Origin of the sequence: Rhodococcus sp. 077-4, from assembly GCF_047782425.1 — a bacterium.
Lineage (GTDB): Bacteria > Actinomycetota > Actinomycetes > Mycobacteriales > Mycobacteriaceae > Rhodococcoides.
Genome location: NZ_JAJPWC010000001.1, coordinates 1,617,924 through 1,632,980, shown reverse-complemented (window position 1 = coordinate 1,632,980; position 15,057 = coordinate 1,617,924). Strand labels below are relative to the sequence as shown.

General features: G+C 64.5%; 16 protein-coding genes. 7 read left to right on the top strand and 9 right to left on the bottom strand.

The window, feature by feature from the left end:
• Positions 1–133: 133 nt before the first annotated feature.
• Positions 134–2,389: a hypothetical protein gene (locus ACNEOT_RS08085; protein WP_415973363.1), complete on the bottom strand. Its 2,256-nt coding sequence runs from the start codon at positions 2,387–2,389 to the stop codon at positions 134–136.
• Positions 2,390–2,463: 74 nt separating this feature from the next.
• Here ACNEOT_RS08085 and ACNEOT_RS08080 point away from each other — a divergent pair, with 74 nt between their 5' ends.
• Positions 2,464–2,973: a GNAT family N-acetyltransferase gene (locus tag ACNEOT_RS08080; RefSeq protein WP_415973362.1), complete on the top strand. Its 510-nt coding sequence runs from the start codon at positions 2,464–2,466 to the stop codon at positions 2,971–2,973.
• Here ACNEOT_RS08080 and ACNEOT_RS08075 read toward each other — a convergent pair.
• From ACNEOT_RS08075 to ACNEOT_RS08065, 3 genes are all read right to left on the bottom strand, one after another.
• Positions 2,963–3,910, bottom strand: a complete 948-nt coding sequence (locus tag ACNEOT_RS08075) for a CPBP family intramembrane glutamic endopeptidase (RefSeq protein ID WP_415973361.1) — start codon at positions 3,908–3,910, stop codon at positions 2,963–2,965. The genes ACNEOT_RS08080 and ACNEOT_RS08075 overlap by 11 nt on opposite strands.
• A 106-nt stretch (positions 3,911–4,016) precedes the next feature.
• Positions 4,017–4,283 carry a hypothetical protein gene (locus ACNEOT_RS08070; protein ID WP_415973360.1) on the bottom strand — a complete coding sequence of 89 codons (267 nt, stop codon included), beginning with the start codon at positions 4,281–4,283 and terminating at the stop codon, positions 4,017–4,019.
• Between the two features lie 19 nt (positions 4,284–4,302).
• Entirely contained in the window at positions 4,303–4,941 is a 639-nt protein-coding gene (locus ACNEOT_RS08065; RefSeq protein ID WP_415973359.1) for a GAP family protein, read from the bottom strand.
• A 67-nt stretch (positions 4,942–5,008) separates the two neighbouring features.
• Here ACNEOT_RS08065 and ACNEOT_RS08060 point away from each other — a divergent pair, with 67 nt between their 5' ends.
• Positions 5,009–5,659 (top strand): TetR/AcrR family transcriptional regulator, encoded by a 651-nt coding sequence (locus ACNEOT_RS08060; protein ID WP_415973358.1) that lies wholly within the window; start codon positions 5,009–5,011, stop codon positions 5,657–5,659.
• Here the strand turns inward: ACNEOT_RS08060 and ACNEOT_RS08055 are convergent.
• A complete protein-coding gene (locus ACNEOT_RS08055; protein WP_415973357.1) occupies positions 5,608–6,783 on the bottom strand; it encodes an MFS transporter in 1,176 nt (391 codons plus the stop codon). The two genes, ACNEOT_RS08060 and ACNEOT_RS08055, sit on opposite strands and share 52 nt — an antisense overlap.
• Before the next feature lie 77 nt (positions 6,784–6,860).
• Between ACNEOT_RS08055 and ACNEOT_RS08050 the strand changes: the two genes are divergently transcribed.
• Entirely contained in the window at positions 6,861–7,403 is a 543-nt protein-coding gene (locus tag ACNEOT_RS08050; RefSeq protein ID WP_415973356.1) for a GtrA family protein, read from the top strand.
• Complete coding sequence (locus ACNEOT_RS08045; RefSeq protein WP_415973355.1) at positions 7,390–7,929, top strand: SixA phosphatase family protein; 540 nt, start codon at positions 7,390–7,392, stop codon at positions 7,927–7,929. The genes ACNEOT_RS08050 and ACNEOT_RS08045 overlap by 14 nt, the downstream gene beginning before the upstream one ends.
• A 17-nt stretch (positions 7,930–7,946) precedes the next feature.
• Here ACNEOT_RS08045 and ACNEOT_RS08040 read toward each other — a convergent pair whose 3' ends face one another.
• The 3 genes from ACNEOT_RS08040 to ACNEOT_RS08030 all read right to left on the bottom strand — a co-directional run bounded on the left by ACNEOT_RS08040 (position 7,947) and on the right by ACNEOT_RS08030 (position 10,952).
• Complete coding sequence (locus tag ACNEOT_RS08040; RefSeq protein ID WP_415973354.1) at positions 7,947–8,147, bottom strand: hypothetical protein; 201 nt, start codon at positions 8,145–8,147, stop codon at positions 7,947–7,949.
• A 76-nt stretch (positions 8,148–8,223) separates the two neighbouring features.
• Positions 8,224–9,624 carry a PQQ-binding-like beta-propeller repeat protein gene (locus tag ACNEOT_RS08035; protein WP_415973353.1) on the bottom strand — a complete coding sequence of 467 codons (1,401 nt, stop codon included), beginning with the start codon at positions 9,622–9,624 and terminating at the stop codon, positions 8,224–8,226.
• Positions 9,621–10,952 (bottom strand): hypothetical protein, encoded by a 1,332-nt coding sequence (locus ACNEOT_RS08030; RefSeq protein ID WP_415973352.1) that lies wholly within the window; start codon positions 10,950–10,952, stop codon positions 9,621–9,623. The genes ACNEOT_RS08035 and ACNEOT_RS08030 overlap by 4 nt, the downstream gene beginning before the upstream one ends.
• A gap of 142 nt (positions 10,953–11,094) precedes the next feature.
• Between ACNEOT_RS08030 and ACNEOT_RS08025 the strand changes: the two genes are divergently transcribed.
• The 3 genes from ACNEOT_RS08025 (at position 11,095) to ACNEOT_RS08015 (ending at position 13,693) form a co-directional block, all read left to right on the top strand.
• Positions 11,095–11,664: a hypothetical protein gene (locus ACNEOT_RS08025; RefSeq protein ID WP_415973351.1), complete on the top strand. Its 570-nt coding sequence runs from the start codon at positions 11,095–11,097 to the stop codon at positions 11,662–11,664.
• A gap of 97 nt (positions 11,665–11,761) precedes the next feature.
• Positions 11,762–12,994: a sensor histidine kinase gene (locus ACNEOT_RS08020; RefSeq protein WP_415973350.1), complete on the top strand. Its 1,233-nt coding sequence runs from the start codon at positions 11,762–11,764 to the stop codon at positions 12,992–12,994.
• A gap of 30 nt (positions 12,995–13,024) precedes the next feature.
• Complete coding sequence (locus ACNEOT_RS08015; RefSeq protein ID WP_415973349.1) at positions 13,025–13,693, top strand: response regulator; 669 nt, start codon at positions 13,025–13,027, stop codon at positions 13,691–13,693.
• On the opposite strand, the gene ACNEOT_RS08010 is transcribed toward ACNEOT_RS08015, so the two are convergent.
• On the bottom strand, positions 13,690–15,012 hold the full coding sequence (locus ACNEOT_RS08010) for an NAD(P)/FAD-dependent oxidoreductase (RefSeq protein ID WP_415973348.1): 1,323 nt from the start codon (positions 15,010–15,012) through the stop codon (positions 13,690–13,692). The genes ACNEOT_RS08015 and ACNEOT_RS08010 overlap by 4 nt on opposite strands.
• Positions 15,013–15,057: the final 45 nt, after the last annotated feature.

Sequence of the window (15,057 nt, the reverse complement as noted above, 5' to 3'; positions counted from 1 at the left end):
GCTGGCGGGTACTGCTGTCGACATCTGGCACGGGTGACTCCTCGAGGAGTGGGGCGGTGACCTGCCCCAGAGACTTGAACGGCGTTCAAGATAGCAGGTGGGTGGCCCTGACCACACCGGCACGGGTGATTGTTCAGAATGGCGGCGGGTCGTAATGGGTGCGGTCGTATCGAACGCGCGCATGTACGACGCGGCAGTGCTCGAGGTAGGCGCGCAGCTTCTCCGCGAGCTTCTCCCTCTCCATTTCCGTTGATGCAGAACGAATTTCTGCAAGAGTCGGCGGCGCTGACCCGCCGTGTTCGAGTTCCCAACGGGTGGGTTCGGCCGGGGATCGCACCATCTCCACCGCCCGCTTCCGACGTCGACGGCGTCCTGGATGCGGTGCGACGGAAAACTCCGGCAACGTGACCCTGCGCAGACCGAGGGAGTTCGACCACAGAATCGCTCCGCCGGCGAGCATCACCGCCGACCATGCCTTCGAGGTCTTGGCCTGATGATGAAACACGCACACCGGCTGAAGATTGGTCACGATCGTCCAACCGCCATGTCTCGGATCGTCTTTGTCGAACGGAACCAGATGGTCGATCTGACACCGAGCCGATGGCACGTCGCAGTTCGGGAACGTGCACGTGCGATACGCAGCCCGTACGAACGCGGCGACACGCGCACTGGGCCGATACGTCACCGCCGCCTTCGACGGAATCGCCTCGCCCCCATGACCGTCAGGGAAGATGCCACGAGCACGCTCGGGTCGCTCGGCAATCCATGCCAGCCACCGCGCGACGAGCCCATCGCGGACAGACTCCTCCCCCAGCATCGGATTCAGGGGTGGACAAATCTGATTCAGGGATGGACAACAGCCATCCACGAACCGCACGGAAGGAAGCTCGGCGGCACCCCGCACCCGACCCATGCCGACCACCCGACGCAACAGCGACGGGCGCACCGAGAACGGGCCGAACGAAAAACGTCCGGGCGAGAACGGCCCGTACGGACTCGATACCGAACCGAGATGTCCGGCAGCACCGAAACCGGTGTTCACCTGCGCGGTATACGTGTTCGACCGACCCCCTGAGCCATTCGAAGCCGGACCGTCGGTGCCATCGCTGCCTTCGGTGCTGCGGGATTCCGGACCACCGTCGCCATGACCGCCACTCGGGCCACCGTCACCATCCGGGCCACCGTCACCATCCGGGCCACCGTCACCATCAGCACCGGAGCCGTCCTGATCATCGTCAGGACCATCACCGTCAAAACCATCACCGTCAGGACCGCAACCTGGACCACCGCCCTTGGGTCCACCGCTATCTGGGCCACCTTTATCCGGGCCACCGTCACCGTCAGGACCACCACCGACAAGACCGCCATCGTCAGCACCATCATCGTCAGGGCCGTCATCGTGCGATCCGTCGTCACCCGAGCTCGTCTGTCCGGGCTTCAGCATCTCGACCAGCTCGGTCAGGAGGGCCTGCCACTTTGCGTCCGTGGCAACGATGCGCGCCACCTCGGGGTCGATAGGCGTCCCATCGGCCAGGGTCGCAGGCTCCGAGCTCAGCCCGAGCAACGTTTCCACCGCCACCACGATCTGGAGCAGATGGCCACGCCGAGGGGCAAGGTCGTCGGCAGCACCGGCCACCGGACAGTCGTCGCCTCGAGCGCACTGGCACACGAGTGAATGCTCGCCGTGCAGCAACGCCATCAGACCCGCCGCTCGCAGCATCCCCGTCGATCGGGGGTCGGCTTTACAGACCGTCCCGACGATCTCGACGATGAGGGCATCGGCTTCGGCCGCTTCGAGATCGGTGATCTTCGCGATGAGCGACGCGATGCCTCCGGGACCGGTGCGGTCGATCCGCACACCGACCTCCTCGGACTTCGCGGTCTCGCGAGCCGCTGCGGCACCGACCGGGTCGGCCTTCATCCACAGCCGCCAGATCCGATTGCGCAACGCCTGCGGCCGCATTCGCCCGCCCGCTGCACAGACCTCGTACTCGATTGCCGCGATCGTCTCGTCACGTGCACGATGCAGCACCGAGGTGATCGTCACCACCGTCGACCAGTCGAAGCTTCCGGTCACGAAACGCAGGGCAGTCAACGGCATTCGATGCAGGCGCTCCGCGACATCGTGCACCACCGACGCATCGCGACGCGTGCCGGTCATCGTCACCGCCAGATCGCACAAGGCACCGCGAACCGTCTCGCCCGGGTCGCCCCCAGCTGCTTCGGCAGCATCGAGACGCATCTCGAGTACGTCGCAGTACGCAAGCAGAGTCGCCGCCCGAGCAAGGTTCTCGCTGACACGGTTGAGCGCAATGACGTCGAGAAACCCCGCAATGCAGTCGTCGATCGGTGGCGTCTGCGCCACCCCACACCCCCCGGTATCGAACATGCATTCGAGAATATGGGAAGGGTCCGACAGAAAATCGCACCAAAAACATGTACTGAGTCGGTATAACTACAACCGTGGGCAGCTACTCGATCCGTGATATCGGTCCTGCTGACGAAACACAGCTCGGCACAGCTCACGTGGCCATCTGGAAGGCGACGTACGCGGGAATGATGAACAGCGCCAAGCTCGACGCGATACGCCCCCGCGATCGCATCGAACGTTGGGAGCACATCATCGCCGGCCGCGACGAGGCGTCGAGCCGCGGCGTCCGGACCCGATGCGCCGTGGACACCGACTGTTCAAGCATCGTCGGATTCGCCACCGGCGGCCCTCCCCGCGACGAGAATCCGCCGGCCTCGACCGAATTGTGGTCACTGAACGTGCTGCCCGAACATCACGGCACCGGCGTCGCTACCGCACTCATGGTCGAGGTGATCGGCCAACAGACGCCCGCCTACTTGTGGGTGGCCGCGGCAAACGACCGTGCGGTGGCGTTCTACCGAAAGCACCGGTTCGAGCTGGACGGCACAACGAAATTCGACCCGCTCTGGGAGTGCCTCGAAGCCCGAATGGTCAGGGCTTGACGGGCGGTTCTCTTCCGACCTCGTCGGGATCGAGTTTTTCGTGGTTCAGCACTACCTCGGTCACCATCGGGGTCGTCCGGCCAGTCGAATCGCCGTATCGACCGGCCACCGTGTTCGGCAGAAACGCGTCGAGCGCCCGCGGAGTGACCCACCACAGGAGCGCCGTGAACAGGATCAGAATGTTGATCCACTGCAGGACGGTGGCCGCATTCTCGGACGGAATCACCCGATCGAGCACCTGAATGTTCATCACCAGTCCGTGAATCGCGATCAACACCCACAGCCGCCGGTACCGGTAGAACACCCACACCGCCGCCGCACCCCAGCACAGGGCCCACAGAAATCCACCGCCGCCGAAGTACAGGTAGAGAAGGCCCCGCATCGTGCCCGACAACGCCATGATGGCCCAGACCGGAAGCCTGCCCACGAGCAGCAGCACCGGTAGCGCCACCAGGATCGGCTCCTCGCGCAGACCCACGGCGAGCGCAGAAACCACTGCGAGCCAATCGGACTCGACCGAGGCCGGGATCGAGAAACTGAACCTGACGATGTCCGTCCGAGACAACAACAGCACCGAGGCAGACGCAGCACCGATCGCGGCGCACCAGGTGATCGCAGCCTCACGGGCGGTGCCGGCACGCGGCAGCCACACCGCAGACAACCTCCGACGCCGAGCGAAATACACAGCGGCGATCGCTATGGCCCCCACGGCCACCTGGGCCGCGCCGACCGCAAGATCGGCCCACTGATCACTCGAAGACAGCGTCGGAGCAGGCGCATCGGGCTCGCGGAAACGCCACAACGCACCCACCAGGCCGACGGCGTAGAGAACAACCCAGCCGATCACCAGACCCACGACCATCACGGCGGTGCCCAGAACGGTCACTCCACGCCGAGGCGAGTGAGCAGGGCAACCCGCGTCGACACCGGTCGTCACCAGGCCACCACCATTCCACTCGACACAGCATCGACGAACTGCTTGTCTATCACGGCTCGGCCGAGAATTCAGTACCGTCCCCGCGATGCGACAAAAGCCGCTCGACTCAAGGCCGAGTGTCACGCTCTGATGTGTCGGTCGAATCCCTGCTACCCGAATCCCTGCTGCCGACGATGTCGTCGCGCAACTCTTCGAGCAGACCCCTCTTCGGGGTGCCGCGACGCGATTTCCACATGTCCACCACGGCGAGGACCATCAGAACGCAGCCGAACGGGCCGCCCTGAAACCAGAACACCTGCAAATCCCAGAAGAACAGTGCCAGCACCGCGCCCACACCGATCATGACGACGCTGCGCGCATCCCGAAATTTCATTGCGTCTCCTCTCGATTGTTCAGACCAAATTCAGTTCGATCGCCGCGTCTGCGGCCAGCAGTGCACCCACCACGATCAACACCGTTCCCAACGCTCCCGCACTCCAGCGATCCACCCTGCGCAGCAGGCGCTGCGCGATGGTCGAAACATATTGTTGTGCAACCAGTCTGGCGACAAGAAGGGCCAGAGCCGGCGTCAGCATCACGAGCACGTACGACGCGAGCACCAACGCCGTCGATATCGACCCCAGGCCGGCATGGCCCACCGCGTCGATCGCGGCGAAGTACGGCAGCATCGTCGCCACCTCCGTCACGCCCACCGCGACGGCGAGTAGAACCACCCCGCGCGCACTTGCCGGTGTTCTCGCCCACCAGGCACCTCGGACATCTCGACCCCGACGGTCACAGAACAGCCCTGCGACCAGAACCACCAGACCTACCGCCAGCCGAATCCACGCGTTACCGGGGGCGACCACGGAGATGCCGGCGGTAGCCGACAACGCGATGCCGACACCGAGATACAGCAGTCCCAGCACACCGAGATGCAGCAGAACGGCGCGCGCTCGAAACGACGGCCGCAGCATCATCCACAGCGGAACCGCGAGAGTTCCGACGCCGACGCTGTCCACCAGCGCGAGCCCGGCCAGCTTAATTAACACAGATGTACCGTAACAGTTTTTCGACACATGTGTGTCAGATAAAATTTGCTCGTGCTAGAACAGACCGATGCCGAAGATCGTCGACCACGAAGCTCGCAGGGCGGAGATCGTCGCCGCCGTGTGGCGCGTCATCGAGCGAGCAGGCATGAGCGGAGCGACGGTACGCAGCGTCGCCGCAGAGGCGGGTGTGTCCCCCGGATCACTGCGGTACTACTTCGCCGATCAGGGCGAGCTGGTCCTGTTCGCGGCAGAGGCCATGACGCAGCGCGTCGTGCATCGGCTGGAGGCGCATCCCAACAGCGGTGACGGCCTCGTACGCGCAATTCGTGTGCTCGAGGAATTGCTGCCTCTCGACGAGGACCGACGAGCCGAGGCGTCGGTGTGGCTGGAGGCGATCGTTCGGGCTCGGTTCGACGAGCGGCTCGCCGCCCTCAAGACGGCCGGTTGGTTCGGTAGCCGGTACCTGTGCCGCCTCGCCTGGGCACACCTTCGCGATCTCGATCTCCCGAACTCGCCCGCATTCCGGTTCGGCAGCATTGCGGACGAGCACGCGGCAGCGGAACTGCACACGTACATCGACGGGCTGACGCTGCAGGCCGTGACATATCCCGAGCAACTGACCGCCGACGAGGTGCGTCGACTGCTGCGTGATTACGTACTGCGCAATTACCCCGAGGCAGAGTGCGAGCGCGATCCAACCGGGAACTTGCGGCCGTAGAACCAGCCGATCACGGCGACGACGATGCCCGCCGCGGCAATGGCCCCCAACACCGATCCGAAGCCCGACGCATCCACGACACGACCGACGGCCAGCGGTGCCAGGAGAAATCCGATCCGCGAGACCAACGACACGATCGAGATGGCCGCTGCCGAGGACACACCGGCAAGCCGACCGGCCAGGCTGAACACGATGGGAAACAGCGGACTCGCACCCAGGCCTGCAACTGCGAATGCCCCGATGACCAGTACCGGTAGATCCGCAGCGAGCAGCGACAAGCCCAGGATGGCGAGAAAGGCCAGCGCCACCAACGACGCACCGCCCGTCAACACCGTCGACGGTCCGAACTGATCGACGACTCGATCTCCGACCAGCCGCCCGACCAGCATCGCGGCCGAGAACGCTACGAACGCCATGCCGGCCGAGCCCGGGCCCGCACCCTCCTCGGTCGTCATGTAGACAGCGCTCCACGATTGCGGAAAATCCTCCATCAGCCCGGCGAGCAACACGACGGCTCCGAGTAGGGCGAGGGCAGCGGTGGGTCGTGCGGCAACCGGGCCGGCCACCTGGTTCTCGTGCGCGCGGCCGACCCGCGCCGGTCCGAGCAGGCCCCGTCCCACAGCCGACAAGGCCAGAATCAAGACCACACCGACCACGGCGAAGTGCAGCGCTACCGGCACTCGCGCGCCTGCCGCGGCGGCACCGGTCACTCCTCCTACGACGGCACCGACGCTCCACGCGGCATGAAAGCTGCTCAGGAGGGACTTGCCCGCCCGTTCCTCGACGAGGACGCCCTGCGCATTCATCGAAATGTCCATCACCGCGTCCGCCCCACCCAGCAGCACCAGCGCGGCCAACAGCGTCCACCACGACGCGGCCACTGCAGGCAGCACGAACGCCGCGCACAACAGCAGCCCCGAGGCCAGAATTGCCCACCGACTGCCGAACCGACGAACCATCACGGCCGCGATGGGCGCAGCCGCCAACCCGCCGAGTCCGATTCCGGTCAGAGCCAGACCGAGAGTGGCGACGTCGATCGACAGCGAGTTCTGAATTTCCGGGATGCGTGGAGCCCAGTTGGCGAACACGGCTCCATTGACGAAGAAAACAACGATTACGGACATCCGAGCGCTACTCATATCGATGCGAGCCTATCGCCGACGAGCGAGCCGGATCCGTTACTCGAGGTAACGTCGATGGGATGCATGTGTCCGACCGCCTCACCGACCACGTTCCCCAGCGCTGGCTCGAGCCCCTCGTCAAGCACGCCGAGGCCCTCAAGTTCCTCATCGTCGGAGGCATCACCTTCGTCATCACCGTCGTACTGTTCTTCGGCCTGAAGTGGACGATCCTGCAGGACAAGCCGGTGACAGCGAACGTTCTGGCCGTGCTGATCGCGACGATTGTGTCGTACATCCTGAACCGGGAATGGTCGTTCACCGCCCGCGGCGGACGACGTCGTCACCACGAGGCGGCGCTGTTCTTCGCAGTCGCCGGAACCGGTCTGGCAATCAACCAGCTACCGCTGTGGGTGTCGAGTTACATGCTGGATCTACGGTCGCCGAACGTGTCTTTCCTCACCGAGAACATCGCCGACTTCATCAGTGGATCCATCATCGGCACGTTGCTGGCAACCGCGTTCCGATGGTGGGCGATGCGCAAGTTCGTCTTCCCGGAGCCGGTGAGCGTCGTACCCGATCCCGTCGCCCTGACCGTTTACGGTGGACAGCATGGCGACCACTAGGACCCTCGTGCTGATGCGGCACGGCAAGTCCGGCTACCCCGACGGAATACCGGATCACGAACGCCCCTTGGCCGCGCGCGGCCGACGCGAGGCCGGACTTGCCGGAGCCTGGATCACCGAGCACGTCGGTCCCGTCGATGCAGTTCTGTGCTCGACGGCTCTGCGAACCCGCGAAACGTTGGTCGCCACCGGTCTCGGCGATGCCCCCACACGGTTCGAGCGAGACATCTACGGCGGATCGGCCGACGAGATCATCGACGAAATCCGGCTTGCCGACACCTACTTCGCGGGTTCGAACACTGCAGACGTCGCTGTCTCGACCCTGCTGGTCGTCGGGCATGAGCCCGGAATCCCCTGGACTGCACTCGAATTGGCGACAGACGACGACACCGACGTGGCCCGCGAAGTGCGACACCGCTTCCCCACCTCGGCAATCGCCGTGTTGACCACCGAGGCGTCCTGGGCGGAACTGGCCGCAGGCACGGCCACCATCACCGAGTTCTGCATCCCTCGCGCCGAGCAGTGAGCAGTGCCTGTCGGTAATCAGCGGTTCCTGAGATAGAGGAAGCCCGCACCGCCTGCCGCGATCAGCAGAATCAACGCTGCGGGGAACCCGAGCAGCCACCACACCACTGCCAGCACCACCAATGCGGGTGCGGCGGCGATCAGGGCAATGCCGGGATTCTCGCGAACCGTCTCCAGCGCGGACTGTGCGTGCACTCTGTCGATCTTCTTGCCTGCCATCGTCGACTCCCGGGTTTCGTATGTCCTGTATGCGTACTTCCACTGTAGTTGCCAACGCACCAGGTCCACAGGGCGTCTAGCGGTCCATGACAGCAAGCGTTGCTGTGGACGAATACACCAGACGATCGCCGGATTCCGTCACCCGCGATCCCAGGTAGCGATTCGATGCATGGGGATCGGGCGTCGGCTCGATCTCGATTCGCCGCCGGGTCGAACCGTCATCCAGAGCGATCGACTCCACGACACCGCCGACCGTGGAGTACGCGAGACCGTCGGCGTATGCGGTGATCGGGTAGTAGTCATCAGGATCGTTCTCCCACCGGATCGCCCCGGTTTTCAGGTCGAGGGCCGTCACCAGTGCGGTTCCGGAGCCACGCACAATCACCACGTCGCCGACCACGGCCACACCATTGCTCGACGCCAACAGTGGGCTCGACCAGGCAAACGCTCCGGTCGAACGGTCGAACGCGGTATCACCGACAATCATCGGCAGCGATAGGTCAGCAGGAGCGTCGATTTCGGGATAGGGATAAATCGGCGTCGATGACCGAGCTACAACTCGACCATCGGAAGCGACAGCGGCAGTGCCGGTGAATGCCTCGGACTGCGAGCACACCATCTCGGTCATGATCACCAGCGCCGGCTTCACCCGGTACGGCTGCTGCACGCAACTGTCGGGATACCCCCGGTTCCAGGTGATTGCGCCGGTAGCCGAGTCGAATCCTATTGCCGTCGAACCGAACCGGCCCAAGCCGTACGCTCCGTCGAGAGTTATGGCCGGCCCCTGCGAACCTGCGTAAAGAGCGACGCCGGGGAATTCGCTGACCCATTCGCGACCGAGATCGTCTACCGAGCCCTTCCTCAGCTGCGGCGTCCCCTCGTAACCTTGCGGTGTCACAGTGGAATTCACCGTGTAGACCGAAGATCCATCGGTTCCGACGGCGAGGACACGCTGCGGGGCACGAACGGAATCAACCTCACCGGTCATGGCGTTCACCAGCACGATCGTAGATTCCGATTCCTGCGACTCGACACCCGAGACGCAGACCACATCTCCGAGGAATAGACGGTCCGCACAAGAGTCCACTCGAATATCGTCACGCCGCCACACCGTGGATCCATCCGTCGCATCGAGACCCACCATGGCGGGGGCGTCGAAATTACTGTTGGACGGATCGGGCAGACCGACAGAGGTGATGTATACGTCACCGGCATCGATGAATGTGGCTGCACTGGAATCGAACTGGTTGCCCACACCCGGATCGCGAAACTGCGCGAATTCGCGACCGTAGACATCCTCGGCCGATCTCGACCACTGGACCTCGGGCGCACGCGGAACCGTCGGGGTTCCTGTAGTGGTCGATGCCGGCGCGGTCGCCACCACAGGAGTCGGGTCGTCCTGCACGACGATCACCGCCGCAACGACGGCCACCATTGCTGCGGTGCCCGCGAGCCACACCGGCCACCGGGCGCTCACAGGTCCAAACCCGGTGCTGTCGCGATGGACTCGAGATTGCCGACGGTGACGAGTTCGCCCGCCGACGTCGACGAGATGCAGATGCGGGTGCCGGACGGCCGGGTGACGGTCACGGTACGGGCACCGAACTTCGAGCGCTCGGAGATGGATCCGTCGGGCAGACGAACCGTGTACACCGAGCGATCAGCAGCCGGATCGTACTTGTCGGGAATTTCGGGAAGCGGCTGCCCACCCGTGATCGATACCGTCACAACGCCTTCCGAACCAGGGGTGACGATCCTTCCGGCCGCGCACACAGTGTCGTCGGCGAACGCGCCGCGTTGCATCGGAGTCAGCGGCTGCTCGAACGCAATCACGGCCCGAAGCGCGCGGATGCGGGCCTGTTCCAGCGCAAGACCGATACGGTCTGCGTCGGCACGGTTCACCGCTGGTCCAGCCTGCGCCTCACCGAGCCTGTCGCACGGAACAGGAGGCGGGCGGGTTCCGTCCGGTATCGGTGCGCCGAGCCGGAGATCGCTCGGCGACACCAGAGAAATCAGCTCGTCCATCGACATCACCTCGTTGGGCGATACGAACTGACTTGCGCTGGCCTGCAACATCGTTCCGTCGAGCGCATGGACAATCGCCGTCCTGGTCACCGCCCTCCTGCCACCGTCTTCGCTGATGGCCTCCTTCGTGTCCACGACCGCACCGTCTGCCGTCACCTGCCTGCTGTCGAGATCACCGGCGACACAGGGCGGTACACCACCAGTCGACTTCGAGATCGTCACCGTCACGTCGGCACCTCGGCCGTCGCGAATCAGCAGCCCGGCGGCAGTGGAGCTCGCGAACATCGAGAGATCATGCACCGAACCGTCGTCCATGGAACCGTCGGACATAGAACCGTCGGACATGGGACCTTGGACCGGTCCGAATCGAAACGCCGATTCGGTGCCGAACGCGGCCGTACCGGGTGTGGCGAACTCGATGGCGGTGCCTGCCGGCAACGCCGACGCAAGCGCGTCGGACAGCGCAGTTGCCTTACGCCCGGAGAACCACGGATAGCGAGGATCGTCGTAGCTGCCGTCGCCGAGCTGGAAGATCACTCCGACGAAACTCTCGGAGCCGGACGCGACGACGGCATCGCAACCCGGTATCGATGTCGGCGCGCCACTCTGGTCACGGCTCGACGCGCTGAACCCACTCGACGCGGGCGTCTCCGGCAACGCAACCTCCGTAGGGCCGGTCGCGCGCGAGTCGACGACGATGACTCCCACCGCAACCAAGACCACAGCAACGAAGACCCAGAAAATCTTCGGTTGACGTCCGAACACTCCGAAGCGGATCACGCCGAAGAGCTTAGCCCGCCTGATGCATAGCTCCCGGCTACGACTTTCGGTGGAGATGTGCGTCGTACCTTCTGCCGAACAACCAGGTACGACGCCTCCGCGGGGGTGTCGCGCGCACGACGGCTGCGGTGAAATGTGGCCCATGAACAATCCGATTCTGCTCACCATCGCGATCTGCGAGGTCGGCTTCTGGGTACTCGTGGTCGGTGGCCTGTGCCTGCGCTACATCGCACGGCTGCGGCTCGCCAGCACGATCACGCTCGCCCTGCTCCCCGTCTTGGACATCGTCCTCGTGGCGGCCGTCGCCCTCGATCTACACCGCGGCGGCGAGGTCGAATTCGCACACCGCCTCGCCGGCATCTACCTCGGTTGGACCGTCGTCTTCGCGCACTCAACCGTGGCCTGGCTCGATGTACGTTTCGCGCACCGATTCGCGGGCGGACCCGCTCCGGTCAAGCCCCCGAAAACCGGTCCGCAGGCATTCCGCAACGAGATCCGGAGTTTCGTGAAATGGCTACTCGCCGCCGCTATCGCCCTGGCGATCACCTACGCACTGGCCTACACCGTGGCAGACTCTGAGCAGGCCGCAGCGCTGAAAGCAGTGATCGGGCCTCTCGGCGTCATCACCTTCTTCTGGTTCGTCACCGGACCGCTGTGGGTAGTGGGTACGAAGAATACGAAAGATACTGCAGGAGAACGGAGTCGGCACTGATATGGGCGTTTCCGGGAGGCTGGGTGAGTCCGGGATACTGGGCGGTTCCGGGAGACTGAGTGCCTTTCGTCCCGCCTGGCGGCCACGCAATCCTGTGGTGCTGCCGATCGAAATGCTGCTGGCCACGCTCGTCTACGCCGGGTTCCAGCTCTCGACAGGAATGGTCGGTGACACCAGGGACGAACTCGTCAGCAGCCCAACCCTGATCGCGGTGAGCGTCGCTGCCCTGCTGGCTATGACCGCGGTGACGTGTGTGCGTCGCGCGTTTCCCGTCATGGCGTATCTGACGGTGGTGGCGATCAGTGTCGCGCTGATCCTGGTGCTGCCGGACCGCACTCTGGGGTTCACCCCGCTGTACTGGTTTGCCATCGCCGCCTTGGCGATTCGAGTGACCGGGCCGCGCCTGTTCGCCCCCATCGCCGTCGGACTGATCCTCGAAATTCTCGTCAGCGTCGACACCCGCCTGTCCTTCCCGGATGCAGCGGCCGGTCCCGGTGGCACGATCGGCGTGGTGGCCGAACAGATCGTGAACCTCGCCATCAATTACACCGTGCTCATCGCACTGGGGAAGTACATCGCGCGTGGGCGGGCACAGGAACTCGAGAGCGAGGCCGCCCTCGACCGAGCCGAACTCGAACACAGAGAACAACTGGACGCGGCCTTGGAGAACGAACGCCGAACCATGGCACGCGAACTGCACGACGTCGCAGCCCACCACCTGACCGGAATGCTCATCCAGGCCAAGGCGTCGAGGACACTCATCTCGACCGAACCCGAGCAGGCGCGCGAACTGCTCACGGGCGCAATCGGACATGGCCAGCGCACCCTCGACAGCCTGCGCCAGATCGTCGGGATCCTGCGCCCGACCGATCGCACCGACAGCGCACCGCAGCCGATGATCGCCGACATCCCCGATTTGATCGACCAGTCACGAATGTCGTTCTCGTCCATCGAGTTCCGGATGGTCGGCGACGTCGAGAACACGGACGACACAGACAGCGCCGTGCAGTTGACGTGCTATCGCGTCGTTCAGGAATCACTGTCCAATGCCCGACGCCACGCACCCGACTGCGCCGTGCAGGTGCAGGTGCAGGTGACGACTCGATCCTCGGCCATCGAGGTGACCGTCACCAACTCGATCACCTCGGCAACAACAGACGATCACGACTCGGCAGGTCAGGGTTTCGGTATACCAGGAATGCGGGAGCGCACTGCGCTGCTCGGCGGAACCCTCGATGCCGGATCGTCTGCCGACGGCGACAGGTGGACCGTGCACGCACGAGTGCCCGTAGGCGGAACGATCTCGCAGCCCGCCGAGCTGTTCGGATGACCGGAGTGCCTACATGATCGGGGTGCCTGCATGATTCGAGTGCTCATCGCGGACGATCAACCGGTCGTTCGGCAGGGATTCGAGTTGTTCCTTGCCGGCCATCCCGATATCGAGGTCGTCGGGCACGCGATATCGGGAAGGCACGCCGTGCAACAAGTGTCTGCACTGAAACCGGACGTCGTGTTGATGGACATCAGAATGCCCGACGGCGACGGACTGACGGCCACGCGAGAAATACTGTCGCGCAATTCGACCGACGGCGGCAGCGTCAGTGTCCTCGTCGTCACCACGTTCGATCTCGACGATTACGTGTTCGCGGCTCTCGACAGCGGAGCATCCGGCTTCTTGCTCAAGGACACCGACCCGGACGAACTCGCCGACGCCGTAGTTACCGTCGCCGGCGGCGGAGCGGTGCTGTCGCCGCGCCTGACTCCGCGCTTGATGAGCGAGTTCGCCCGCCGCGGCGCGGCTGCAACACCGCCGAAGTCCCCTGCCCCGCAGCATGATCTGAGCGTGCGCGAGATGGAGGTGGTTCAACTGTTGGCGCAGGGCCTCGGTAACAGCGAAATCGCCCGGTCACTCCACCTCGAACAGAGCACGATCAAAACCCACATCAGCAACATCTGCCGCAAACTCGACGTCAATACCCGAGTGCACGTGGTGATCTGGGCCTACCGCAACGGGCTCGTGAGCAGCTAGGCAGCCCTGCGTTCCTTGGTGTCCGACGTCTCGCCGGTGAGCTGAGCCGTAGAAGCGGAGTGGTCGGTGTACTGGAAGTGGGGCCGCTTGTCGCCGATGTACGACGTCATCCACGACACCACCGCGACATAGCGGTTCCGGAAGCCGACCAGGTACATCAGGTGCACCGCGAGCCACATGACCCAGGCGATGGGTCCCGACATGTCGACCTTGCCGAACAACCGCGCCACAGCGCTGAATCGGCCGACGATCGACATGCTGCCCTTATCGGTGTACTCGAACGGCGTACCCGCGTCGACCTTGCCGATGATCGTTTTCGCCACGTGGCGGCCCTGCTGCATCGCCACCGGCGATTGCCCGGGCAGCTTGTTCAGCGACGTCACGTCGCCGATGGCGTAGATGTCCTCGGCCGAGCCCACGGTCAGGTCGTCGTGCACGAGAAGCCGTCCGGCACGGTCGGTCTCGCATCCGGTGCGCTCGGCTATCGTGGCGGCCAATTCACTGGCCTGCACGCCCGCCGACCAGATGACGGTCTTGGCCGCAAAAGTGCGGGAGGTCTTGGTATCCACGTCCTGCACGGTCACGACGTCGTCGGCGATATCGGTGACCATGGCCCCGGTGACGACGTCGACGCCCGACTTCTCGAGCTTGGTGCGGGCGTAGGCGCTCAGCTTGCCGCCGAACGCGGGCAGCACTTCCTTGACCCCGTCGACCAACGTCACCGTGACGTCGCTCGGCTCGATATCCGGGAACGAGCCCGCGAAGTAGCGATGCGCGAGATCCCTGATCTGACCGGCGAGTTCGACACCCGTCGCACCCGCACCGACGACGACGAAGCTCAGCAACTCCTTGCGGGCGGCCGAATCGGTTGTCAGATGCGCGGTTTCGTAGCAGCTGAGGATCTGCTCACGCAGAGCGATCGCATCGTCGACTGTCTTGAGCGCGAACGTGCGGTCCTTGAATTCGTCGCGGCCGAAGTACGCCTGCGTGGCACCCGTGGCGACGATGAGGCGACCGAAGCCGATGGTGTGGCGCCGACCGCCGCCGACGTACGTCACCTGGTGGCGCTCGGGGTCGACATCGACGACGCGGCCGAGACGAACGTCGGCCGAATCGTACTGCGCCAGAATGCGTCTGATCGGAGGGGCGATCTCACCCGTCGAGAGCATTCCGGTGGCAGCCTGGTAGAGCAACGGCTGGAACAAGTGCTCGGTGGTGCTGGAGATCAGAGAGAACGTCACGCCGGCCTTGCCCAGAGTCTTGGCAGCAGCCAACGCTCCGAATCCCGATCCCACGATGACGACGTCGTACGTTTCCACAGCACTTACCTTTCCGAGCAACACACTTCACCGATCTGCGAACTA

Coding starts and splice junctions, on each gene's coding strand:
- ACNEOT_RS08085 (WP_415973363.1), bottom strand. CDS start 2,389: ATGTTCGATACCGGGGGGTGTGGGGTGGCGCAGACGCCACCGATCGAC.
- ACNEOT_RS08070 (WP_415973360.1), bottom strand. CDS start 4,283: ATGAAATTTCGGGATGCGCGCAGCGTCGTCATGATCGGTGTGGGCGCG.
- ACNEOT_RS08060 (WP_415973358.1), top strand. CDS start 5,009: ATGCCGAAGATCGTCGACCACGAAGCTCGCAGGGCGGAGATCGTCGCC.
- ACNEOT_RS08055 (WP_415973357.1), bottom strand. CDS start 6,783: ATGTCCGTAATCGTTGTTTTCTTCGTCAATGGAGCCGTGTTCGCCAAC.
- ACNEOT_RS08050 (WP_415973356.1), top strand. CDS start 6,861: ATGCATGTGTCCGACCGCCTCACCGACCACGTTCCCCAGCGCTGGCTC.
- ACNEOT_RS08045 (WP_415973355.1), top strand. CDS start 7,390: ATGGCGACCACTAGGACCCTCGTGCTGATGCGGCACGGCAAGTCCGGC.
- ACNEOT_RS08040 (WP_415973354.1), bottom strand. CDS start 8,147: ATGGCAGGCAAGAAGATCGACAGAGTGCACGCACAGTCCGCGCTGGAG.
- ACNEOT_RS08025 (WP_415973351.1), top strand. CDS start 11,095: ATGAACAATCCGATTCTGCTCACCATCGCGATCTGCGAGGTCGGCTTC.
- ACNEOT_RS08015 (WP_415973349.1), top strand. CDS start 13,025: ATGATTCGAGTGCTCATCGCGGACGATCAACCGGTCGTTCGGCAGGGA.